This window comes from Azospirillum lipoferum (assembly GCF_024170005.1).
GTDB lineage: Bacteria > Pseudomonadota > Alphaproteobacteria > Azospirillales > Azospirillaceae > Azospirillum > Azospirillum lipoferum.
The window spans coordinates 1-21,874 of the sequence record NZ_JALJXJ010000025.1 but is presented as its reverse complement, the minus strand read 5'-3'; the positions used below and the strand labels follow the sequence as shown (position 1 = coordinate 21,874).

16 protein-coding genes and 1 pseudogene are annotated in these 21,874 nt (G+C 69.6%); 3 read left to right on the top strand and 14 right to left on the bottom strand.

The features are described 5' to 3' along the window. The first annotated feature begins 69 nt into the window (after nucleotides 1–69). Together J2848_RS33785 and J2848_RS33780 are read left to right on the top strand one after the other, a co-directional pair. Nucleotides 70–993, top strand: a complete 924-nt coding sequence (locus J2848_RS33785; RefSeq protein ID WP_149235513.1) for an aminotransferase class IV — start codon at nucleotides 70–72, stop codon at nucleotides 991–993. 48 nt (nucleotides 994–1,041) lie between these two features. Next, the gene (locus J2848_RS33780; protein ID WP_149235512.1) at nucleotides 1,042–2,820 is read left to right on the top strand and encodes a chloride channel protein; all 1,779 of its coding nucleotides are present in this window, start codon (nucleotides 1,042–1,044) and stop codon (nucleotides 2,818–2,820) included. 50 nt (nucleotides 2,821–2,870) lie between these two features. On the opposite strand, the pseudogene tatA reads toward J2848_RS33780, so the two are convergent. The 10 genes and pseudogenes from tatA to J2848_RS33730 all read right to left on the bottom strand — a co-directional run. Beyond that, nucleotides 2,871–3,011: pseudogene (tatA, locus tag J2848_RS33775) on the bottom strand (twin-arginine translocase TatA/TatE family subunit); the annotation flags it as partial. Nucleotides 3,012–3,028: 17 nt separating this feature from the next. Then, the gene (locus J2848_RS33770; RefSeq protein WP_149235510.1) at nucleotides 3,029–4,018 is read right to left on the bottom strand and encodes an FAD:protein FMN transferase; all 990 of its coding nucleotides are present in this window, start codon (nucleotides 4,016–4,018) and stop codon (nucleotides 3,029–3,031) included. Beyond that, on the bottom strand, nucleotides 4,018–4,551 hold the full coding sequence (locus J2848_RS33765) for a nitrous oxide reductase accessory protein NosL (RefSeq protein ID WP_149235509.1): 534 nt from the start codon (nucleotides 4,549–4,551) through the stop codon (nucleotides 4,018–4,020). Before J2848_RS33765 ends, J2848_RS33770 begins: the two co-directional genes overlap by 1 nt. After that, complete coding sequence (locus tag J2848_RS33760) at nucleotides 4,551–5,375, bottom strand: ABC transporter permease (protein ID WP_149235508.1); 825 nt, start codon at nucleotides 5,373–5,375, stop codon at nucleotides 4,551–4,553. The genes J2848_RS33765 and J2848_RS33760 overlap by 1 nt, the downstream gene beginning before the upstream one ends. Then, nucleotides 5,372–6,310, bottom strand: a complete 939-nt coding sequence (locus J2848_RS33755; RefSeq protein WP_149235507.1) for an ABC transporter ATP-binding protein — start codon at nucleotides 6,308–6,310, stop codon at nucleotides 5,372–5,374. The genes J2848_RS33760 and J2848_RS33755 overlap by 4 nt, the downstream gene beginning before the upstream one ends. Continuing rightward, nucleotides 6,307–7,698 (bottom strand): nitrous oxide reductase family maturation protein NosD, encoded by a 1,392-nt coding sequence (locus tag J2848_RS33750; protein WP_149235506.1) that lies wholly within the window; start codon nucleotides 7,696–7,698, stop codon nucleotides 6,307–6,309. Before J2848_RS33750 ends, J2848_RS33755 begins: the two co-directional genes overlap by 4 nt. A gap of 187 nt (nucleotides 7,699–7,885) precedes the next feature. Beyond that, nucleotides 7,886–9,847 (bottom strand): TAT-dependent nitrous-oxide reductase, encoded by a 1,962-nt coding sequence (gene nosZ, locus J2848_RS33745; RefSeq protein ID WP_149235505.1) that lies wholly within the window; start codon nucleotides 9,845–9,847, stop codon nucleotides 7,886–7,888. A gap of 85 nt (nucleotides 9,848–9,932) precedes the next feature. Then, a complete protein-coding gene (locus J2848_RS33740; RefSeq protein ID WP_149235504.1) occupies nucleotides 9,933–12,275 on the bottom strand; it encodes a NosR/NirI family protein in 2,343 nt (780 codons plus the stop codon). Nucleotides 12,276–12,467: 192 nt separating this feature from the next. Then, nucleotides 12,468–13,352 carry a ParB/RepB/Spo0J family partition protein gene (locus J2848_RS33735; protein WP_246194513.1) on the bottom strand — a complete coding sequence of 295 codons (885 nt, stop codon included), beginning with the start codon at nucleotides 13,350–13,352 and terminating at the stop codon, nucleotides 12,468–12,470. Continuing rightward, the gene (locus J2848_RS33730) at nucleotides 13,342–14,355 is read right to left on the bottom strand and encodes an AAA family ATPase (protein ID WP_149235503.1); all 1,014 of its coding nucleotides are present in this window, start codon (nucleotides 14,353–14,355) and stop codon (nucleotides 13,342–13,344) included. Before J2848_RS33730 ends, J2848_RS33735 begins: the two co-directional genes overlap by 11 nt. A 235-nt stretch (nucleotides 14,356–14,590) precedes the next feature. On the opposite strand from J2848_RS33730, the gene J2848_RS33725 reads away from it, so the two are divergent. Beyond that, nucleotides 14,591–16,036, top strand: a complete 1,446-nt coding sequence (locus tag J2848_RS33725) for an MATE family efflux transporter (protein ID WP_149235502.1) — start codon at nucleotides 14,591–14,593, stop codon at nucleotides 16,034–16,036. 19 nt (nucleotides 16,037–16,055) lie between these two features. On the opposite strand, the gene J2848_RS33720 is transcribed toward J2848_RS33725, so the two are convergent. From J2848_RS33720 to J2848_RS33705, 4 genes are read right to left on the bottom strand one after another with little or no spacing between them, the layout of a single operon-like run. Next, nucleotides 16,056–18,662 (bottom strand): putative bifunctional diguanylate cyclase/phosphodiesterase, encoded by a 2,607-nt coding sequence (locus tag J2848_RS33720; protein ID WP_149235501.1) that lies wholly within the window; start codon nucleotides 18,660–18,662, stop codon nucleotides 16,056–16,058. A gap of 34 nt (nucleotides 18,663–18,696) precedes the next feature. Continuing rightward, on the bottom strand, nucleotides 18,697–20,439 hold the full coding sequence (locus tag J2848_RS33715) for a methyl-accepting chemotaxis protein (protein ID WP_246194511.1): 1,743 nt from the start codon (nucleotides 20,437–20,439) through the stop codon (nucleotides 18,697–18,699). Further along, complete coding sequence (locus J2848_RS33710; RefSeq protein WP_246194510.1) at nucleotides 20,436–20,954, bottom strand: DoxX family protein; 519 nt, start codon at nucleotides 20,952–20,954, stop codon at nucleotides 20,436–20,438. Before J2848_RS33710 ends, J2848_RS33715 begins: the two co-directional genes overlap by 4 nt. Then, a complete protein-coding gene (locus tag J2848_RS33705; protein WP_149235500.1) occupies nucleotides 20,951–21,775 on the bottom strand; it encodes an HvfC/BufC N-terminal domain-containing protein in 825 nt (274 codons plus the stop codon). Before J2848_RS33705 ends, J2848_RS33710 begins: the two co-directional genes overlap by 4 nt. Between the last annotated feature and the right edge of the window lie 99 nt (nucleotides 21,776–21,874).

Below are 21,874 nucleotides of genomic sequence, written 5' to 3'. Positions count from 1 at the left end.
ATCTTAAAAAAATCAGGCGGCGCAGCACCGGCTGGCAAGGCCGGCCGCTGCCGGGAAAGGGTACATACGATGGTTTCGAACAGCGCGGTCAGCCAGACGAGTTCGCAGGGTTATGTCGACGACAGCCGCAACGACGAGGTGCTGATCTATGTGAACGGCGCGTTCTTCCCGCGCGACGAGGCCAAGGTCTCGGTCTTCGACGCCGGCTTCGTGCTGGGCGACGGGGTGTGGGAAGGGCTGCGGCTGGTCAAGGGCCGCATCCTGGCGCTCGACGACCATATGGACCGGCTCTATGAGGGCGCCAACGCCATCCAGCTCGACATCGGCATGACGCGCGAGGAGCTGGTCGGGGCGATCCAGGCCACGCTGGACCGCAACGGCATGACCGACGGCGCCCATATCCGCCTGATGGTCACGCGCGGCCGCAAGAAGACGCCCAACCAGGATCCGCGCTTTGCGCTGGGGCAGGCGACGATCGTCATCATCGCCGAATACAAGGCGCCGAAGCCGGAATCGAAGGCCAAGGGGCTGACGCTGTTCACCTCGACCATCCGGTGCAGCGGCCCCGACGTCTTCGACCTGCGCCTCAACTCGCACAGCCGGCTCAACTTCATCCAGGCGCTGATCCAGGCGATCAATGCCGGGGCCGACGAGGCGCTGATGCTCGACCCGCACGGCTTCGTGGCGAGCTGCAACTCGACCAACTTCTTCGTCGTCCGCAAGGGCGAACTCTGGACCTCCACCGGCCGCTTCAACTTCAAGGGCATCACCCGCGCCAAGGCGATCGATCTCTACCGCAAGGACGGCGGCACGGTGCGCGAGCACGACTTCACCCTGGCGGAAGTGTATGGTGCGGACGAGGCCTTCGTCACCGGCACGCTGGGCGGCATCACCCCGGTGGTGCGGATCGACGGCCGGCGGATCGGCGACGGCAAGCCGGGGCCGATCACCGCGCACATCGCCGAGCTGTATGCCCGCGCGATGCTCGGCTGACGGCGGGGCCGTCCACACCCCCCAACGCCGAAGGCGGCGCGCCGACGCATGTTCCAGTCGCTGAAAGCCAAGCTGTCGCTTCCGGAAAAGCAGGGCACGGGCATCAGGGCCCCGGCCTGGCTGCGCGCCTTCGTGCGCGGCGACGAGATCTGGCTGGCGGTGCTGGCGGCCGGAATCGGCATCCTCGCCGCCTGTTTCGTCGCCGCCATCGTCACGGCGGTGCAGTCGCTCCATCACGTCCTGTTCGCGGTGGAGGGTCACGACGTCAGCGGGGCCGCCGCCGTCGATCCCTGGCGGGCGATGCCGGTCCCGGTCGTCGGGGGCTGCCTGATGGCGGGGCTCGGCTGGCTGCTCGCCCGGCTCCCCCGCCTGTCCATCATCGATCCGGTGGAGGCGAATGCGCTGCATGGCGGGCGCATCCCCATCCACGGCAGCCTGCTGCTGGTCCTGCAAACCATGCTGTCCAACGGCTTCGGCGCCTCGGTCGGCATGGAGGCCGGCTATGCCCAGGCCGGCGCGATGGTGGCGTCCAAGCTCGGCCGCATCTTCCATGTCCGGCGCGGCGACCTGCGGACGCTGGTCGGCTGCGGCACCGCGGCGGCGATCGCGGCGGCCTTCGACGCGCCGCTGACCGGCGCCTTCTATGCCTTCGAGCTGGTGATCGCCAGCTACTCGATCTCCACCCTGGCGCCGGTCGGCGTCGCCGCCATGACCGGGGTCGGTGTGATGCGGCTGATCCTGCCGCAGCCGTCCTTGCAGGTCGGCTTCGCCGGCAGCCTGGGGGCGGCCGACTATGCGCTGGTCTGCCTGATGGGCGTGCTGTGCGCCCTGCTCGGCATCGCCATGATGCGGACGGTCGCGCTGGTGGAGGCGGTCTTCAACCGCAGCCGCGTGCCGGTGTGGGCGCGACCGGTGGTCGGGGGGTGCTGCATCGGTCTGCTGGCGCTCGCCACGCCGGCGGTGCTGTCGTCGGGCCATGGCGCGCTGCATGTCGGTTTCAACGCCTATTACACCGCCCCGGCCCTGCTGGCGCTGATCGGGCTGAAGGCACTGGCCTCGGCGATTTCCATCGGGTCGGGCTTCCGCGGCGGCCTGTTCTTCGCCTCGCTGTTCCTGGGGGCGATGCTGGGCAAGCTGGTCGCCATCGGCTGGATGCTGGCGGTCGGGCTGACCATCCCCGCGGTGGTGATCGGCATCGTCGGCATGTGCGCCATGGCGACCGCCGTGCTCGGCGCGCCGCTGACCATGGCCTTCCTGGCGCTGGAGGTCACCGGCAGCCTGCCCCTGACCATTGCGGTGCTGGCCGCTGCGGTGGTGTCGTCGATCACCGTCCGGCGGGTCTTCGGCTATTCCTTCGCCACCTGGCGCTTCCATCTGCGCGGCGAGTCGATCCGCAGCGCCGCCGACATCGGCTGGATCCGCGACCTGACGGTGGGGCGCATGATGCGCAAGGACGTCCGCACCGTGCGCGACGACCAGACGCTCGCCCAGTTCCGCCGCAATTTCCCCCTGGGGGCGACGCAGAGGGTGATCGTTGTCGACCATGCCGACCGCTATGCCGGGATCGTCTTCGTTTCCGATGCCTATCGCGAGACGGCGGAGACGGCCGAACTCGCCGATCTCATCCGCCTGAAGACGGAGGTGCTGCTGCCCAACGTCAACATCCGCGAGGCGATGAAGAGCTTCGCCACGGCGGAGAGCGACGTGCTGGCGGTGGTCGACGGCACCGAGCGGATGCGGGTGATCGGGCTGCTCACCGAACAGCACGCGCTGAAGCGCTATAACGAGGAGCTGGACGGGCGGCTGCGCGAGGGCGGCCTGCTGTGACGATCGGGGGGCCGGTGCCGTCTTTACGCGCTGAGGTCGGACCCGTTCGCTTCCCCGTCCTTCAGGCCGGCCTTGAAGCTCCGGATGCCTTTGGCGAAATCGCCCATGACCGACGGCAGCTTGCCGGCGCCGAACAGCAGCAGGACGACCAGCAGGACGACGGCCCAGTGGAACAGGCTGAAGCTTCCCATGACGATGATCCGTTCTTTCAGGCGGGCAGCCGCAGGATGCGGCCGTCGGGACGGGTGAAGCGGGCGGTGACGCCGGGATAAGCCGCCAGGATAGCCATGGCGCGGTCCGCCGGCACCACCGACAGGGCGGTGGACAGGGCGTCGGCCGTCGTGGCATCGGCGGCCTGGACGGTCACCGCCAGCCAGTGGGCGGCGCAAGCGCCGCTAGCGGGGTCGAACAGGTGGGTGAAGCGGCCGGCGGCGTCGAAGCGGGTGCCGTAGCCGCCGGACGTCGCCATCGCGCCGTCGGTGAGTTCGACCGTCGCCGTGCTGCGGTCGGGGTTGGTGGGATCGGCGAGGCCGACGGTCCAGGGGCGGCCGGAGGGGTGATGGCCGAGAGCGCGCAGTTCGCCCATGTCGACCAGGACGTTGCCCATGCCTTCGGCCTTCAGGCGCTCGGTCACGCGGTCGGTGATGTAGCCCTGGGCGATGCCGTTCAGTGTCACCGCCATGCCCTTTGATGCGAAGGCGACGCGGCCGGGCTCCACCTGCAGGGCGTGGACGTCGACGAGTGCGCGGGCGGCGCGGACGGCATTCTTCGGCGGGCCGGCGGGGTCGGTGTTGTCCCGTTCGAAATGGCCGGCATAGAGCTGCCACAGCGGCTGCACCGTGGGGTCGAAGGCGCCGCCGGTGCCGCGGCCGAAGGCGGCCGCTTCCGACAGCAGGCGGACGAGGTCGGCGGGTGGGGCGTCCAGCCACCCGTCGCGGTTCAGGCGCCGCAGGGCGGAGTCGGGGCGATAGAGGCTGAAGACGCGCTCCAGCCGAGCGACCTCCTCCAGGCTCAGCGCGATCAGGCGGTCGGCCTCGGCAGGATCGGGGTGGGCGATGGTCAGGCTGGCGTCGGCGCCGAGCGCCACGCCGCGCCAGACCCGGACGGGAACGCCTTCCGCCCGCAGCAGGCGATGCGGCAGAAGCGACAGGCCGGCGGCGGCGGCACCGATGGCGAGGAAGCGGCGTCTGGTCAGCATCACTGCTCTCCCTCGGCAACACTGGCGGCGGGCGGGGTGAGGATCTGGTCCTCATGCACGTCGGCGAAGCGCAGGATGGTGCCACCGTTGGCCTGGGCGAAACGCTCGGCGGCGGCCCTGTCGGAGAAGGGATAGGGCTCCGCCTCGCCCATGCCGCCGCGCAAGCGGCTGCCCAGCACGTACCAGGCCTGGCGCGCCTCGACCCAGACGGTCATGTCGGGGGCGGTGGGGTCCTTGGCCTTGGCGATGTCGGTGACGTAGATGGCGCGGATTTCCTTCGGCTCCTCCGGCAGCATGGTGAAGGCGAAGGTGTCGCGGACGGAGGACAGCCAGATCGGCCGCTCGGCGCCCTTCACCAGGATCTGGCCCTTGGGGCCGGGATGGTCGGCCAAATTCATGCCGCAGTAATGGCCGATGGCGTCGGTGGCGAGCGTGACGGGCGGCGGCGGCGCGACCTCCGCCTTCTCCTGCTTGCAGGCGGAGAGCGGTGCCAGGAGAGCGGCGGCGAGAAGGAGGGTTCGGAGGGTGCGCATCAGATCTGCTTCCTCGAAAAGAGGGCGGCGGCCAGCGCCAGCGGGGTGGCGATCCAGCCGGCCATCACCGCCAGCAGCAGCGGGACGGACAGCTGGACATGGGCGGCGAGGCCGGCGGTGCCGGCGAAGGCGCTGACGCCCTTGAAGCCGGTCAGGTTGAACAGGCGGTAGGCATCGGCCGGGTTGGCGAGCAGCAGCCAGTTCAGCGCCTCCACCCCCAGGCCGCTGCCGCTGGCGAGGATGCCGAGCAGGGCCATGTCGTAGAGCAGGACGAAGCAGAGCCAGACCGCCACCGCGATGCCGGCCGCCGTGCCGCGGTCGCGGACGATGGTGGAGGCGAGATAGCCGAGTGCCGTGAAGGCGGCGCCCAGCATCACGCTGGACCCGATCATCGCGGCGAAGGCGCGCCAGCTCTCCGGCCCGATGGCGGTGCCGCCCATGGCGAGCGCCACCCCGGCGGCGCCATAGCCGACCACGGTCGCCAGCGCGATCACCGCGGCATGGCCGAGGAACTTGCCGAGCAGAAGCTGCCAGCGCGCCACCGGGTAGGACAGCAGCAGCGTCATGGTGCCGCGGTCGATCTCCCCCACCACCGCGTCGAAGGACAGCAGCAATGCTATCAGGGGAAGGAGGAAGATGGTCAGGCTCGACAGGCTGACGATGGTGACCTCCACCGGGCCGACGCCGACCGTGCCGGTGGGGACCGAGCCGAGGAAGCTGAGCGTCAGGGCAAGTGCGGCCATCAGCAGGGTGGTGGCGACGGCCCAGCGGTTGCGGGTGGCCTCGCGCAGTTCCTTGCCGGCGATGATCAGGAGCGTGTTCATTCGGCGGCCTCCCGGCGCAGGAAATGGGCGTACATCTCGTCCAGGCTGGGCTGGACGATCTCGATGTCCTCGATGGCAATGTTGGCGGCCGGGCTCTCGCAGGCGATGCGGCGCACCAGACCGACCTTGTCGTCGTTGGCGCAGGCCAGTTCGACCACGCCTCCGGCCAGACGGGTCAGGGCGGCGCCCTCCCCTACCCGCGCCGCCAGTGCGTCGATATCGTCGGTCGGCAGGGTCAGGCGGATGCGGACCGGCAGCCGGGCGAGGCTGCGCAGGGTGGCGAGCGAGCCGTCGGCGACCTTGCGGCCGCGGTTCATCACCACGACGCGGTCGGCCTGCCCTTCCAGCTCGGTCAGGGCGTGGCTGCACAGCAGGATCGTGGTGCCTTGGTCGCGCAGCTCGGCGACGATGGCATAAAAGCTCTGGCGCAGCGCGGGATCGAGGCCGGTGGTCGGTTCGTCGAGGAACAGCAGCTTCGGGCCGCCGAGCAGGGCCTGGGCCAGGGCAAGACGCTGGCGCATGCCCTTGGAGTAGGTCGAGACGCGGCGCTTGATGGCGGCGGGTTCAAGGCCGACCTTTTCGAACAGCGCATCGTTGTCGCAGCGGGAGGCGCCCTTCAGCCGGGCGTAGAAGTCCAGCGTCTCCCGCCCTGTCATGTTGGGGTGGAAGGCGACGTTCTCCGGCAGGAAGCCGATCTGGCGGCGGATGGGGGAGCAGGCGGCACTGGCCGGGTCGCCGCCCAGCACGCGGATGCGGCCCTCCGTCGGGGTGGTCAGGCCGAGCATCAGCTTGATGAGCGAGCTTTTGCCGGCGCCGTTGTGGCCGACCATCGCCACGCATTCGCCGGGCGCCAGCGTCAGGTCCACGCCGCGCACCGCCTCGGTCTCGCCATAGCGCTTGGTGACGCCCTGCACCTCCGCGGTGAAGTCGGTCATGGCTGTTTCCTTTCGGCAGTCGGGCTTTGGAGGGCCGGGCTTTGGGCGGTTTGGATTGAGGCGGGCATGGGGGGTGGCGTCATCAGCGGGGCGCTGTCGATCACGCCGCCGGGGTGCAGGGCCGGGAACTGCTTCTGCGCCCAGCGGATCACCTGGACGCCGGGGCTGTTCATCAGCAGCTTGGCCGCCGGGTATTCCCACATCACCCGGTCGACCACGTCGTTGGGGCGATAGGGCTCGTCGGAGATGCCGTCGCCGTTCAGGTCGAAGGCGGCATTGTCGGACCAGTAGTTGCCGCGCCCGTTCTCCGACCAGTCGAGATAGCGGGTGCCGACATATTTGACCTGGGTGCGGTTGCCGATGAAAGCGTTGCCGGTCAGGCTGTTGCGCTCCGACCCGGCGGTGAAATGGACGCCGATCTCGCAGCCGTCGAACCGGTTGCCGGTGAAGCGGTTCTTGTTGGCGTTGTAGATGAAGACGCATTTCCAGGTGCCGCTGCGCAGCCGGTCGCTCATCGCCTCGCTGTCGCGCGGGATGTCGGTGTCGGGCAGCGCCTCGCCGCTGTCGGACAGCGCACCGGCGAAGCGGCCTTCGATCACGTTCCCTTCGATGCGCGCGCTGTTGGCGTTGTTCAGCATCAGGCCGTGTTCGCGGTCGGCCTTGGAGCGGTTGTTGCGGATCAGCAGGTTGTTGGAGAACATCACCGCATAGCCGACATTGTTGGCGACGGAGACGTTGTCGGTCAGCTCGGAATCGTTGGTGTACATGTAATGGACGGCGAACCGGACATGCTCGAACCGGTTGCCGGCGAAGACGTTCCTGCGGGACGAGGTGGTGAACAGCCCGTCGCGCCCCTCGCGCACGCTGTTGTCGAGCACGCGGGTGCCCGGCGCATTCCACAACTGGATGCCGTTGCCGCGTTCGGACACGCGCAGGTCGGTGCGGCCGACGATGTCGTTGCGGCGGACCAGGCTGTCGGCGGCCCCCCAGATGTAGACGCCGATCAGATTGTCGCGCAGGCGGTTGTTCTCGACGATTGCACCACGGGCTTCCTTGCCCAGGAAGATGCCGGCGTTCTGGTCGATCAGGCTGAGGCCGGAGTTGCGGATCTCAAGGTTCCGCAGGGTGACGCTGGGGGCTTCCACGGTCAGCGTGCTGCCGGTGCCCTGCCCGTCGATGACGGCACCCGGTTCGCCGGTCAGGGTGACCGGGGTGCGGATGGTCAGTGGGCCGGGATGGATGCCGGCGGACAGCACCAGCGTGTCTCCGGGAGCCGCGGACGCCAGCGCCGTCTCCAGGCCGCCGGGGGCGACCGTCGCCGTGGCGGCGAGCGCCGGGGCCGGCAGGGCCAGGGCTGCGGCGAGGAGTGTCGCGGTGCGGAGGAGCATGGGAGGAGTCCATCGGTGGGGGGATCCCCTCTCCCCCCCGGGGAGAGGGTTAGGGTGAGGGGGACGCGCGGCGAGAATTCGCTAGGATCGGAAGCTACTGCGCACCAAGCGACGCCACGCGGTGCATCCCCCTCACCCCGACCCTCTCCCCGGGGGGGAGAGGGGGATTTGGGAGAGCTTCAGGCGATCAGGTCGAGGACGGCTCGACGATCATGCGGCCGGCCATCTCCATGTGCAGGGCGTGGCAGAACCACTGGCAATAGTACCAATGCACGCCCGGACGATCGGCGGTGAAGGTCACCGAGGATGTGGCCTGCGGGCCGACCTCCATGCAGACGCCGTAGTTGGTGATGCTGAAGCCGTGGGTCAGGTCGTCGATGTCGTCCATGTTGGTCACATAGACGGTGACCTCGTCGCCCTGCTTCACGGTGAAGTCCTCCAGCCCGAAGGCCGGGGCGCGCTGCCACATGTAGACGCGGACCTTCTTGCCGTCGCGGATGACCTTGGCGTCATCCTCCAGCACCACGCCGTCCTTCTTGGCCTGCTGGCGCGCCTCTTCCCACATCGGGTCGTTGCGGTCGTAGACCGAGCGCGGGTTCACCTTGGAGCGGTGGACGATCAGCGTGTCGTGCGGCTCGGCGAAGGTGGGGCCGTCATGCACCAGCTTCATCTCGTCGCCGGAGATGTCGATCAGCTGATCGTTCTCCGGCTTCAGCGGGCCGACGTTGAGGAAGCGGTCCTTGGAGAATTTGTTCAGCGACACCAGCCACTTGCCGTCGGCCTCCTTGGTCTCGCCCATCGAGCTGTGGTTGTGGCCGGGCTGGTACTGGACGTCCAGCTTCTGGATGATGGGATCGACCTTCTCGCCCTTGAAGGCGCGACGGGCCTTGTCGATGTTCCACTTCACCAGCTGGCTGTCGAGGAACAGCGTGGTGTAGGCGTTGCCGCGGCCGTCATAGGCGGTGTGAAGCGGGCCGAGGCCGAGCTGCGGTTCGGCGACGACGACGTCGCGCGGCTTGATCTTGTCGTCGAACAAATCGTCCAGCAGGCGCACGTCGAAGACGGTGACGGTCGGCGACAGCTTGCCGTTGACGGTGACGTGGATGCCGTCGGGGGCGGCGTTGATGCCGTGCGGGTTGGCCGGTACCGGGATGTAGCGGGTGTAGGGGCTGCCGTGGCGGCCGTCGACCACCGGCACGCCGTTCACCGCCTGGATCTTGCCGGCCTTCACCGCTTCGTCGATGCGCTTCAGGTTGAAGACGACGACCCAGTCCTGCTCGCCGCTGGTCATCTCCGCCGCGGTGACGCCCTCTTCGGAATCGTAGCAGGTGGAGAAGGCGTATTTGCCCTGATAGTCGGCGTCGGTGTTGTCGAGGTTGCCGTCGACCCAGACCTGCCACGCGATCTTCATCGTGTCGCCGTCGATGGCGGTGAAGTGCGACTTGTAGGCCTTCGGGTTGGTCAGGTCGCGGCCGTCGTTCGGGGTCGGCACGCGCTGCTCGCCGTTGGCGAAGACATAGCCGGTGCGTGGGTAGCGCTGCGGGCGCAGACCGTGGATGGCGGCGGCGTTGGGGATCTCGATGATGGTGTCGGTCTTCATGATGTCGCAGCGGATGCGCGCGACACGGGTGTTGGCCTTGTCGTTGATGAAGATGTAACGGCCGTCATAGGTGCCGTCGGTGAAGGACATGTGCGGGTGGTGGGCGTCGCCGTTCAGATAGATGCCGCCGCGCGTCTCCAGGAACTTCCTGGTTTCCGGCAGCATATGCTCGGTCAGGATCTTCCGGCTCTCGTTGGTCATGCCCCAGCCGGTGGCGGAGCAGCGGTTGAACACCGGAATGCGCATCAGCTCGCGCATCGACGGCAGGCCGAGGATGCGGACTTCGCCGGAGTGCCCGCCGGAATGGAAGGCGTAATATTCGTCGAGGTCGCCCGGCTTCACCTCGGCGTTCAGGTGGCCGGCCTGGGCGTTGGTGGCGGCGTTGGCGGCCATCGCTTCGGTGGCGCCGAAGAGCGCGCTGCCCGCGATGCCGCCGGCGGTCGCCCCGCCCACGGCGCCGGTCAGGCCGGCAAGGGCCGCCGCCTTCGCCGTTCCGCCCAGAAGGGCGCGGCGGTTGACGCCTGCGCTGTTGTTGGTCTCGCTCGACATGGTGTGCTCCTTCGCTGCCCCCGCCTGGGGGGTGTCATGGGGCCCGTTGCGACCGGGTCCCGTTATCGGGGTGAGGGGATGGCGGTCAGGTTCCGTGCGGCCGGATCGTCAGCCGCCCGGTGGCCGGGTCGGCGGTCGCCACCGTGCTGCGGGCACTGGCTTGCTGGAGGGCTTGCTGGGCGGCTTGCTTTTCGGCCGCCAGCTTGGCCTCGGCGGCCTGCCACTTCTCGCGCTTCTGCCGCTTCTGGATCATGACTGGGCATTTGTGGTCGTGGTGGTAGAGCATCTGGCAGTGCAGGCACTGGATGCATTCGTTGGGGTTGATCGAGCCGTCGGGGTGGATGGCCTGCACCGGGCATTCGTTGCCGCAGCGCTGGCACGGGCTGCCGCAGTCCTTGTAGCGGCGCAGCCAGTCGAACATCCGCAGCCGGCCGGGGATCGCCAGCGCCGCCCCCAGCGGGCAGAGATAGCGGCAGAAGAAGCGTTCGATGACCAGGCCGGCCGCCAGCAGCGCCACGGCGAAGGCGACGAACCACCAGTCGCGGATGAAATGCAGGATGATGGCGGTCTTGAACGGCTCGATCTCCGCCGCCTTCTCCGCCGTGCCCAGCGATTGCAGCGACAGGCCGAACAGCAGCAGGAAGAGGATGTATTTGATCGGCCACAGGCGCTGGTGCAGGGCGAAGGGCACGGTGATCTGGCGGATGCCGATCCGCTTCGCCGCCTTCGACGCCAGTTCCTGAAGCGCGCCGAACGGGCAGAGCCAGCCGCAGAAGGCGCCGCGGCCCCAGAACAGCAGCGACGCCGCCACCGAGAACCACAGGATGAACACCAGCGGGTCCATCATGAAATAGTCCCAGCGGAAATCAGTGCGCAGCGCGTTGGCGAAGGTCAGGACATTGACCACCGACAGCTGGGCCGTGGCGTACCAGCCGAGCCAGACCAGGGTGAAGACCAGATAGGCGGTGCGGACCCGTTCATACAGCTTCGGGCGTCTGGTCAGCTGGTCCTGGAAGAAGAAGATGCCGGTCAGCAGCAGAATGGCGGAGGTCAGCACCGCGATGTCGGCCTGCCGGTTCTGCCAGATGCGCTGCCACAGGGGAGTTTCGGCGGCCTCCTCGGCCTCCGCCGCACCGGCGGCCTGGATGGCGGGGCTGTGGCTGGCGGACTGGTCGATTGCCGGAGCTGCCGGGGCGGCGCCAGAGGGGGGCGGGGCCGGCTGTTCGGTCTTCAGGAATTTGTCGGGCGGCTGATAGCCGAGGTCGAAGGTGACGAACACCTTGTCCAGTGCGGCGATGGCGCGCTGGACCAGAAGCTGGAGGCGCCAGGGCTCTGCCGGGTTGAACTCGGTGCCTTCCGGCAGGACGAACAGACCGATTTCCGGGAAATCGGGGGCACCGGCGGCGGCGACGCTGCCCATGCGCTTGTGCATCTTGTCGCGGAAGCGGATCGAGCCCTCGTGCTGCACCATCTCGACGCGGTCGAAGATGCCGCCGCGGACATAGCCCGACCCCTTGAAGGAATAGCGCCCCTGCCCCGCCACCCACACCGCCTGCTGGCCGGGTTTCAGCCGCTTGGTCAGCGTCTCGTATTCGGCATCGCCCAGCAGCGAGCGGCCGATGGTGGGAATGGTGACGAGGGCGGCGTAGAGGTCGATGAAGGTCTCGTCGGGGCTGCCGGCCTCGGCACGGGCGATGGCCTCGGCCCTGCCGGTCTTCTCGAAGGCGGCGTTCACCTCCCCCACCGTCAGGGTCAGGCGGCGGACCGAGCCGTCGCCGATCAGCGTCGCCCAGTCCTCCACCGCGTCCCTGGTCAGGTCGACGGACCTGGTGATGGCCGGGGTGCTGTCCGCCCCAGCCTTCCCCAGCGCCTGCATCACCTTCTTGCCGGAGCGGATGATGGAGTCGCCGATGACCATCACCGTCACCGTGGCGCCCGACACGATGTCGACGGGCGGGCTGGCGGCGCTCTGGGTGGCCAAGGTCAGCACGTTCTTGCCGACATAGCCGTTGATGAAGCCGTTGATGCGGGCCGGGGGGATGCCGATCAGCACGATCGGCTCGTGGTGGTCCATCAGCCGGGCGCCGGTCACCGTGCCGTCCGCCGTCAGGCCGACGACCACGTCGATGGGGCGGCCGGAATAGCCGGTGGTGTTGACGAAGTCCGAGGTGAGATAGGCGTGCCCGACCACGGTGTCGCCCTTGTAGACGGGGACCGTGGGGGTATTGACCGATTGAGAATTGGGGGTGGGAGCGCCGAAACGGTCGGCGCCGGGGACGAGGTCGGAGGGTTGCAGCTTCGCCAGATAGGGCAGCAACCGGCCGCTGTCGGCGGCCTCGGCCGTGGCAAGGCCGGTCAGCAGCAGCAGGAGGGCGACGAGCGCCGATCCCACCCAACGTTGTACGCGCCTGATCCTCACGACGGCCATCCTCCGGCTTTCGCCCCCTCGGCATCGGGGCCTGGGCGACAGGAAAGCGCAGAGCGGCGCGGCCGGTCTTGACCGCGGTCAAGACCGGTGGGGAAAGTTTTAGATCGGCAACTTGTAATGGAGAAGCGGGGAGGGCGATTGTCCCCGGTCGGAATCCGACCACCGCGATGGGTGGTCGGATTCCGACCGGCTTTACTTCCCGGCGCCGGCCAGGATGGCGTCGATGGCGGTGCGCATGTCGGCAAGCGCCTGACGGTCGGTGTCGGACAGCGGCTGCGGTTTCGCCTGGAGATCCTGCAACACGTCGCGGGCCTGGAAGACCGGCTTGGCGGCCCGCGCGGGCAGGGCGCTGGACGCGATGCCGGCGGGAGCGCTGACCGGCTCGCGCCTGGACGGACCGGAGGAGGGCGCCGCAGGGGAGGGCAGGGGACCGGCCTCGGCGCGCTTCAGCTTTTCCCAGGCGCGCAGCTGCTCGGTCTGGTCGTCGATGGCGGCCAGCGCCTCCAGCTTCGCCTTGGTCGGGCGGAGCTGGGAATAGTCCTCGCGGATCGCCGGGGCCAGGCGCTGAAAGGACAGCATCATGGTGACGTAGGTCTTCTTGCGGCCCAGCGCTTCGGCCAGCTGACGGTGGGAGTAGCCGTGCCGTTCGGCCAGCCGGGCCAGCGCATCGGATTCCTCCAGCGGGTTCAGGTCGCTGCGCTGGAGGTTCTCGACGATGGCGATCTCCTCGTCATCGTCGCCGGTGAACAGGATGCCGAAGATGGTCTCCCGTCCCAGCAGACGCATCGCCCGCAGGCGGCGTTCGCCATAGACCAGCTGCCACTGGTCGTCGGCGGTCTGGCGCACGCCGATCGGCTGTTGCAGCCCGTGCCGCTCGATCGAGGCGGCCAGCCCACGCAAATCCTCCTCGTCGAACTCGCGGCGCGGCTGGTTCGGATTGGGGGCGATGCGGTCGACCGGCACCTCCACCAAATGCGGCGCATGGCGGCTGAGGCCGAACAGCGCGTCCTTCATCCTGGCTGCTGCGGTGGCGCTCTGCGCCGGCTTGGTTGCCTTGCCGAGAAGACTACGCGACACGGTCGACCTCCTTGATGCGGGCGGTGCGTTCCTCGGCCAGGGCGGCGGCGACATCACGGTAGACGGCGGCGCCGGCCACGTCCGGCATCGCTTCCACCGCCGCACGGCCGACCGAGGTCGCCTGGGCATAGACCGACGCCTTCGGCACCGGATCGAACACCCGCAGATGCGGGCCGTACTGTTCGTGGATCTGTTCCAGAACCTCGCGGTCGTTGCGTTCCCGCTGCTTGAAGATGGTCGGGACGATACCGAGCACGCCAAGGGCGGTGTTCATCCGCCGGCGGATCTTCGCGACGTTCTCCAGCAGGAAGGCCATGCCGAGCAGGCTGAACTTCTCGGTCTGGCAGGGGATGACCGCGGTGTGGGCGGCGACCATGGCGTTCTTGGTCAGCTCGCCGATGTTGGGCGGCGTGTCGATGATGATGAAGTCGAAGCTGCGCTTCGCCGCGGCGATCTTCTCCTTCATGATGAAGTCGCCGCCGGCCTCCTTGCCCAGTTCCACCTCCGTCTCCGCCAGCCGGATGGAGGAGGGGGCGACGCGCAGGCCGCTTTCCGGCACGGTGACCAGGATGTCGTCCAGTTCCAGGTCGCCATGCATGACGTAATAGAGGGTCTTGCCCTCCGTCTCCATCGTGTAGGAGTCGATGCCGAGATGCTGGGTGGCGTTGGCCTGCGGATCGCAGTCGATCAGCATGGTCGAATAGCCCTTGATCGCCAGGGCCGACGCGATGTTGACCGCCGACACCGTCTTGGCGCAGCCGCCCTTCTGGTTCGCCACGACGACGACCAGCGCCGGGCCGCCCAGCTTTTCAGGCTCCGGCCCATTGATTTCACGTGTCATCAGCGCATCGACCGCCGTCGGGATGCGTTCCGCGTCATTTTCCCAGCGGCTGATCTTCTGCTTGTCGTAGCGGCGTTGCAGCCGTTCGTTCAGCCAGACGGCGAACTCGGACTGCGACAGTCCTTTCGCTTCGCGATGGGTCCGCAACTCGTCGCCCTTCACCGTCCCCTCCTCAGCATGAGCCGGGCGGGAGGGTAGGGGTAGATGCTACAATGGTCAAGGAAGCCGTGGCGGTGCGTGGCTTTTGGGGTGCGCCGATGCCGGCGCCGGCATCGGCCGCAGCCATGCCCCGGAGGAAATGATGTCGGTCCGGCTCGAAGCGGTTTGCCGTCGGCGTCGGCTTGCGGCACTGTGGCCCGCGGGCCGGCAGGGAGCCGCCGAGCAGGAGACCGATCCGATGGCCGAAACCGCCGCAGGCCGCTTCACCACCGGTTCCCCGATGCGCCATGTGATGGTGATGACCGCCACCGGATCGGTCGGGCTGATCGCGGTGTTCGCGGTCGATCTGCTGAACCTGTTCTACATTTCGCTGCTGGGTCAACGGGAACTGGCGGCGGCGGTCGGGTTCGCCGGCACCGTCCTGTTCCTGCAATCGTCGCTATGCATCGGGCTGTCGATCGGCTCCGGCGCGCTCGTCGCACGCGCGATCGGCGGCGGCCGGCGGGCGGAGGCGGCGAGGTTGGCGGGGTCCAGCCTGATCCTCACGGCACTGGTCGCCGCACTGGTCGGCCTCTTGACCCTGCCGTTGCTGGGGCCGGCGATGGATCTGCTGGGCGCCAGGGGAGCCACCAGGGATCTCGCGGTCGGCTATCTGACCATCCTGTCGCCGACCCTGCCGCTGCTCGGCCTCGGTATGGGCTGTTCGGCGGTGCTGCGGGCGCTGGGCGATGCGCGCCGCGCCATGACCGTCACGCTCTATGCGGCGCTGTTCACCGCGGCGCTGAACCCGGTCCTGATCTTCGGCCTGCGGCTGGACCTGACCGGGGCGGCGGTGACAGTCGTGCTGTCGCGCTGCCTGCTGGCCGCCATCGGCTGGCACGGCGCGGCGCTGGTGCATCGGCTGGTCGCCGCCCCCGGCTGGGCCGGGCTGCTGAAGGATGCCCGGACGCTGGCCGGCATCGCCGGTCCGGCCGTGCTCACCAATCTCGCCACCCCGATCGCCGGCGTCTACGTCACCACCAGCATGGCCCGCTTCGGCGATGCCGCGGTCGCCGGGGCGGCCATCGTCGACCGCATGGTTCCGGTCGCCTTCGGCACCATCTTCGCCCTGACCGGGGCGGTCGGACCGATCCTGGCGCAGAATCTGGGGGCCGGCCGCCCCGACCGGGTGCGGGCGACCCTGTGGGCCAGCCTGGGACTGATCGTCGTCTGGGTGCTGGCGGTCTGGCTGGGTCTGTTCCTTGCCCGCGACTGGGTGGTGATCGCCTTTTCCGCCAAAGGCGTGTCGGCCGAACTGGTCCGCCTGTTCTGCACCGCCGTGGCCGGCGGGTTCCTGTTCGTCGGCTGCCTCTTCGTCGCCAACGCCGCCTTCAACAATCTGGGCTTCCCCCTGCTGGCGACTGGCTTCAACTGGGGCAGGGCGACCTTGGGGACCATGCCGTTCGTGGCGGTCGGCGGCTGGCTGGCCGGGGCGCCGGGCGTGCTGATCGGGCAGGCGGCGGGATCGGTGCTGTTCGGCCTCGCCGCGGTCTGGGTGGCGTTCCGGGTGACCGGGCGGCTCGGCCAGACACAGCTGGGCGGGACCGGGGGCGGCCCGGCACCGGAGGCGGTGGCGGTGCCAGCCGGCGTTCCGCTGTCCGGCAAGGCGGCCGCCGCGCTGGCGGTGCAGGTCAACCGGCCGTAAGGCGGCACTCCGCCTCGTGCTATGCGGCGCTCAGCAGCAGCGCCTCGGCGTCGGCCACCGACAGCGGGCGGGCGAACAGGTAGCCCTGGGCGTAGTCGCAGCCGATCCGGGTCAGGACCGCCCGCTCCTCCTCCGTCTCGACGCCTTCGGCGACGACCTCCAGCCCGATGCGGTGGGCCAGCTCGACGATGCCGCGCAGCAGCGATTCCTGCCGGGGATCGCTGCCGAGCGCGCTGACGAAGCTCTTGTCGATCTTCACGACGTCGAAGGGCAGGCGGCCGAGATGCGACAGCGAGGAATAGCCGGTGCCGAAATCATCCATGCACAGCGCCACGCCCAGCGCGTGGAAGCGTTCCAGGATGGCGTGGGCCTGATCGTGGTCGGCGACGGTCATGCTCTCCGTCACCTCGACCTTCAGCCCGCCGGCGCGGCCGTCGGCGAGATACGCCAGCATGTCGTCGACATAGCGTTCGTCCCACATCTGGCGGGCCGACAGGTTGACGTTGACGGTCAGGGCAGCACCCCCCGCCATCCCGCGCCAGCGGGCGAGCTGCTCCACCGCCCGTTCCAGCACATGGCGGCCGAGCGGCAGGATCTGGCCGGTCTCCTCGGCGATCGGGATGAACTGGGCCGGGCTGACCAGACCGAGGTCGGGATGGCGCCAGCGCACCAGCGCCTCGAACCCGGTCAGCCGTCCGTCGGGGAGCGAGACGATCGGCTGATAGACCAGGAAGATGTCGCCGGCCTCCAGCGATGGGGTCAGGTCGCGTTGCAGGCGGCTGCGGATCAGGATCGCCTCGCGCAGGGAGGCGTCGAACAGCACGGTGCGTCCCTTGCCGTGCTCCTTGGCCCGGTAGAGCGCGATGTCGGCGTCGCGCAGCAGGCTGTCCGGATCGTGGCTGGTGCCGTCGTCAACCGCCAGACCGATGCTGAGCCCGACCCGCAACTCCATGCCGCCGGCGCAGAGCGGGCGCTGGAAGGCGGTCTCCAGCGCCTGGGCGCGGGCGATCGCCGCCTCCTGCCCGGCGGGAATCGCGACGACGAACTCGTCACCGCCCAGCCGGGTGACGAACTCCCCCGCGTCCAGCAGGCCGGCGATCCGCTCCGCCGTCGCGACCAGAACGCGGTCGCCGACCGCATGGCCCAGGCTGTCGTTGAAGACCTTGAAGCCGTCGAGATCGAGGAACAGCAGCGCCAGATCACTGCGGCCGGTGTCCTCCGTCCCCTGCCGCTCGCGCAGCCAGCGGATCAGATAGGCGCGGTTGGGCAGGCCGGTCAGGAAATCGTGGGTGGCCTGATGGACCAGCCGCGCCTCGTAGGATTTGCGGTCGCTGACATCGGCGGCGGAGCCGGCCAGCCGCGCCACCCGGCCGTCCGGACCGGCGGCGACGATGCCGTGCAGATGGAGCCAGCGGGTGCCCTCCTCCCGCTCCGTTTCCTCCTGCCTCCTCCGGTCCGGCGGCAGGACGCGGAACTCCACGTCGAAGCTGGCGCCGTCCGCGCCATGCTCCCCCTGACGGATCGCGGCGAGCACGGCATGCCGGTCGTCGGGATGGATGTGGGCGAGCAGGGTGGAAAGGCCGGGCTCTCCATCATCCGCCGGCAGACGGAGCATCTGGCGCAGGCGGGGCGACAGGTAGAAATCCCCACTCTCCAGGTCCCAGTCCCACAGCCCGTCGTTGGTGGCGGCGGCGGCCATGGCATAGCGGCGTTCGCTCTCGCCCAGCCGGCGGGTCTTCTCCTCGATGGCGGTGAACAGGTCGCGCAGGGCGGCCCGGCTGTCCTCCAGGCTGCGGCCGAGCAGGCCCAGCTCGTCGTGCCGGAAGCCTGATCCGGTTCGCCGGCCCCAACCCCGGAAAGGGCGGTCGAGGTCGCGGCGGGCCAGCCGGCGGGCGTCCTCCACCAGACGGCCGAGCGGACCGACGATGCGGCTGCGGGTGAACCACACGGCGGCCCCGGCCAGCGCCAGGACGAGCACGGCGATGATGCCGCCGCCGACCGCCATCAGCCGTTGCAGGGCCTCGATGTCGGTCAGGGTGGCGGCGGTCAGCCGGGCGCGCTGCGCGCTGAGATGGCTGTTCAACGCCGCCAGCCCCTTCACCGCGTCGCGGCGGCAGGCGTCGAACGCCTCCGGGGGGATGGCCGCCGCCGGATCCTCCATCTGCACCTGGATGGCGTCGAGAAAGGCGGCGATGGCGGCGATGGCCCGCGCCTCGTCCTCGCTGGGGGTGACCATGTCGCGGTAGATCGCCAGATTGGCCCGCGCCAGGGCCAGGGACCGGTCCAGCGCCGCATGGTCGCCGACTGAATGGTCACCTGGACCCGTCTGCGTGCCCTCGCGGAAATGGTCGATGACACCGCCCAGGCCGAGATGCCCGCGTACCTCCGACAGGGCGTCGGACTTGGTGGCGGCCTGCAGATCGTAATCGCGCCAGCCGTCGGCCACCGCGTCCATGCCGCGCATCAGTTGCAGCCCGACCGCCAGCATCACGGCCAGACAGACGACCAGAGCCGCCGCCAGCAGCAGCGCCGAGCGGGCGATGGTCAGGGTCCGGCGGTTTGCTCCGGGGATGGCCTGTGGGCCGCTACCGATGACTCCGGAGTCTTCACTGACGATGTCGGTCACGCCGGCCTTCCCTCTTCCCCGGAACCACTAGAAATCACGCGCGCAACGCCTGGGAGAAGCTGTGCGCCGCCCCCTCCAGCCGCTTGGTCTCGCTGCCGAGCGATTGTGCGGAGGAAAACATGCTTTCCGCAACCATTCCGGCCTGTTCGGCAGCCTGCGCAACCTCGGAAATCGCGGCGCTGACCGCGCCGGCCGATCCTGCGGTCTCCTGGATGTTGCGGGCGATCTCGCGCGTCGCCTCGTCCTGCTGGGTGACGGCGTCGGCGATCTCCTGCGCCATGCGGCAGACCTGCTCCAGGCTGCCGCCGATTCCCTGGATGGCGCCGACCGCGCCGTCGGTGGCGCTGCGGATCGTCGCGATCTGCTGGGTGATGTCCTCGGTCGCCCGGGCGGTCTGGTTGGCAAGGTTCTTCACCTCCTGCGCCACCACCGCGAAGCCCTTGCCGGCTTCCCCGGCGCGGGCGGCCTCGATGGTGGCGTTCAGCGCCAGCAGGTTGGTCTGGCTGGCGATGGCGTTGATCAGCCCGACCACCTCGCCGATGTGCTGCACCGCCTCCGCCAGGCTGGCGACGGTGGCGGAGGAGCGGTCGGCCTGTTCGACCGCCGCCGTGGTCATGGCGACCGAGCCCTGCACCCGCTGGCCGATCTCGGCGATGGAGGCCGACAGCTCTTCGGTGGCGGCGGCGACCGCCTGGACGGTTCCGGCGGTGCGGGCGGCGGCGGCCGAGACCTCCTGCGTGCTGCCGATGGTCCGGCTGGAGGAGGCGGCCAGATCCTGCCCGGTGCGGTGAAGCGTGCCGGCCCGCCCGGTCAGCGTGGCGGCCAGCGTGCCGATCTCCGCCTCGAAGGAGCGGAGGTCGCGTTCCAGCGTCTCCCGACGTCGGCGGGCCTCTTCGGCCTCGGCGCGCTCGCGGTCCCCGGCGGCGCGCAGCCGGACCAGCCCGTCGCGGAACACGTCGACGGTGCCGGCCATGGCGCCGATCTCGTCGCGGCGGCCGACCAGCGGCACGGTGCTGTCCAGATCGCCGCCGGCCAGACGCTGCATGTAGGCGGCGAGCCGGGCCAGCGGGCGGACGATGCGGTGATGGGTGAACCACAGGAACAGCCCGGCGATGGCAACCAGCAGCACCAGCGCCACGCTGCCGCCGGTCAGCACCGTGCCGTTCAAGGTGGCGATGCCCTGGCGGTTGGCTTCGCCGAGGGCGGCGCGCGCCCGCGTCAGCTCGCCGTTCAGCGTCCGTATGGCCGCCACCGCCGGCGCGGTGTCGAGTGCGGCGGTGCGGGCCAGCCGGTCGAGCAGGGGCCGGTCGAGCGGGGTGTGCGCCGCCACCGCGGCCTCGGCCTCCGTCAGCTTGGCGTCCAGCTGCGCCATCGTCGCGGCGATGCTGTCGAGCGCCGCGCCCTCGGCGGCGCTCAGCTCGCCGGCATAGCGGTAGACCTCCAGATTGGCGGAAGCGGATTTCAGGCTCTGCCGCATTTCGGCGGCGCGGGCCGGGTCGCCGGTCAGCAGATAGTCGCCGAAGCGGTGGATCACCCCGCCGAACCCCAGCGCCCCGCGCAGGTCGGACAGGGCGTCGGCCTTGGCCGCGGCCCCCAGGTCATAGGCGTTCCATCGTTCGTCGACCTGCCGGATGCCCTGCACGGTGACGGTGCTGACCGCCAGCACCAGCAGAAGCACGGCGACCAGCCCGGACGACAGCAGCCAGCCGAGCCGGGCGATCTGCCGGTGTGCGGGAGCCGGAAAACTGTTCTGGAAACTGTTCTGGGCAGTGGTCATGGCCGGTCTCCCGTCTGGCGGCGGCTGATACGAAGGAGCCAATGGTCGACCGACAGCCGCCCGCCGCCGCGAAGGATCAGGCCGCTGAGCAGCAGCATCCAGAAATAATGCTGCGGGTTGCTGAAGGCCGGGTTCGCGGCACCCAGCACGAACTGGATCACCAGCGCCATCGCCAGCAGCGGCAGCGCCGCCAGCCGCGTCGCCAGCCCCAGAACCAGCAGGACCGGCATGGTCAGCTCGGTGGCGGCGGCCAGCAGGGCGGCGACTTCCGGCGGCAGCAGCGGCACCCGGTATTCCTCCTGGAATAGGAAGAGGGTCGCCGGCCAGTCGCCGATCTTCTGCAGGCCGGAGCGGAAGAAGATCGGCGCCATCGTCAGCCGGACGGCGAGGTCGAACAGAGGGACCGCATGGCGGTCGAGCCATCCGGCGGTCTGGTCGCGGAGGTCCGACAGCTGGGCGAGCCGGGCGGGGAGTGGCCAGCGTTGTGCCCAGGGGCTTGCGTTCGATGACGTCATGGGGCGTTCCCTTCGCGTCCGGTGAGGGAGGGTTGCCGGTCCAGCGCGAAGCCGGCCAGCAGCCGGTTCTGCAACAGCAGCGCCAGCAGGGATTGGAGGTCGGCGTCGGCAGCGGTCTCGTCCCCGGCGGCCTCGTCCAGGGTGGCCCCGGCCAGCAGCCCGGCGGCGAGCGCGCCGTCGGCCGCGGTCAGCCGGGTGCAGCGCACCTCGCCGCCGGCGCAATCGCCTTCGTCGCCCGGAACGCGGCCGATCAGGACCGCTTCCGGCTGCGGCGCCGGCACCGTGGCGCCATCCTTCCACAGCGCATGGATGTTCCAGTCTGAGCGCACCAGCCGCAGCGACGGGTGCGGCGCCAGCCGCAGGGATCCCGCCTGTTCCGGCGGGATGGCGGCCAGCCGGGCGAGGTCGAGCGGTTCGGCGTCGGCGGCGAACAGCGCCTCGTGCATCGCCCAGTCGAGCCGGGCGAGGTCGGGCACCCAAGCCGGGATGCCGTCGGGCAGGATTTCGGCAGCCGTTTCAGGGTCGGCCAGCCAGTCGGCGAAGCCGGCGCCGTAGCTCCACAGCATCGGCAGGCGGGGCGGGGCCTCCGCCGCGAAGCGGCAGGCGAGCATAGTGAAGCTCTGCTCGTCCAGGGCCCGGCGCAGGGTGGGGTGGGCATGGCCCAGGACGGCGGCCAGCGACCCCATCACGGTGTTGCGGTAGACCGCCAGCCGTCCGGCCGGCAAATCCGGACGCAAGGCCCCGGCGACCGCCGGGTCGCCGCGCAGCAGATAGGCGGCGAAATCGCTCTGGAGTTTCGCAAGTTTCGCGTCAGCCGGCACAATGGGCCTCCTGTCTAAGACGGTTCAGGTATTTTGAAGGCGGCGGGTGGCATTCCGCGGGCCTCCAGGGACAACAGATCCCGTTTCCCGGACTGGAAG

Bases quoted from the DNA above. Each gene is read 5' to 3' on its own strand.
- J2848_RS33785 (WP_149235513.1), top strand. From the start codon at position 70: ATGGTTTCGAACAGCGCGGTCAGCCAGACGAGTTCGCAGGGTTATGTC.
- J2848_RS33780 (WP_149235512.1), top strand. From the start codon at position 1,042: ATGTTCCAGTCGCTGAAAGCCAAGCTGTCGCTTCCGGAAAAGCAGGGC.
- J2848_RS33770 (WP_149235510.1), bottom strand. From the start codon at position 4,018: ATGCTGACCAGACGCCGCTTCCTCGCCATCGGTGCCGCCGCCGCCGGC.
- J2848_RS33765 (WP_149235509.1), bottom strand. From the start codon at position 4,551: ATGCGCACCCTCCGAACCCTCCTTCTCGCCGCCGCTCTCCTGGCACCG.
- J2848_RS33760 (WP_149235508.1), bottom strand. From the start codon at position 5,375: ATGAACACGCTCCTGATCATCGCCGGCAAGGAACTGCGCGAGGCCACC.
- J2848_RS33755 (WP_149235507.1), bottom strand. From the start codon at position 6,310: ATGACCGACTTCACCGCGGAGGTGCAGGGCGTCACCAAGCGCTATGGC.
- J2848_RS33750 (WP_149235506.1), bottom strand. From the start codon at position 7,698: ATGCTCCTCCGCACCGCGACACTCCTCGCCGCAGCCCTGGCCCTGCCG.
- nosZ (WP_149235505.1), bottom strand. From the start codon at position 9,847: ATGTCGAGCGAGACCAACAACAGCGCAGGCGTCAACCGCCGCGCCCTT.
- J2848_RS33740 (WP_149235504.1), bottom strand. From the start codon at position 12,275: ATGGCCGTCGTGAGGATCAGGCGCGTACAACGTTGGGTGGGATCGGCG.
- J2848_RS33725 (WP_149235502.1), top strand. From the start codon at position 14,591: ATGGCCGAAACCGCCGCAGGCCGCTTCACCACCGGTTCCCCGATGCGC.
- J2848_RS33715 (WP_246194511.1), bottom strand. From the start codon at position 20,439: ATGACCACTGCCCAGAACAGTTTCCAGAACAGTTTTCCGGCTCCCGCA.
- J2848_RS33710 (WP_246194510.1), bottom strand. From the start codon at position 20,954: ATGACGTCATCGAACGCAAGCCCCTGGGCACAACGCTGGCCACTCCCC.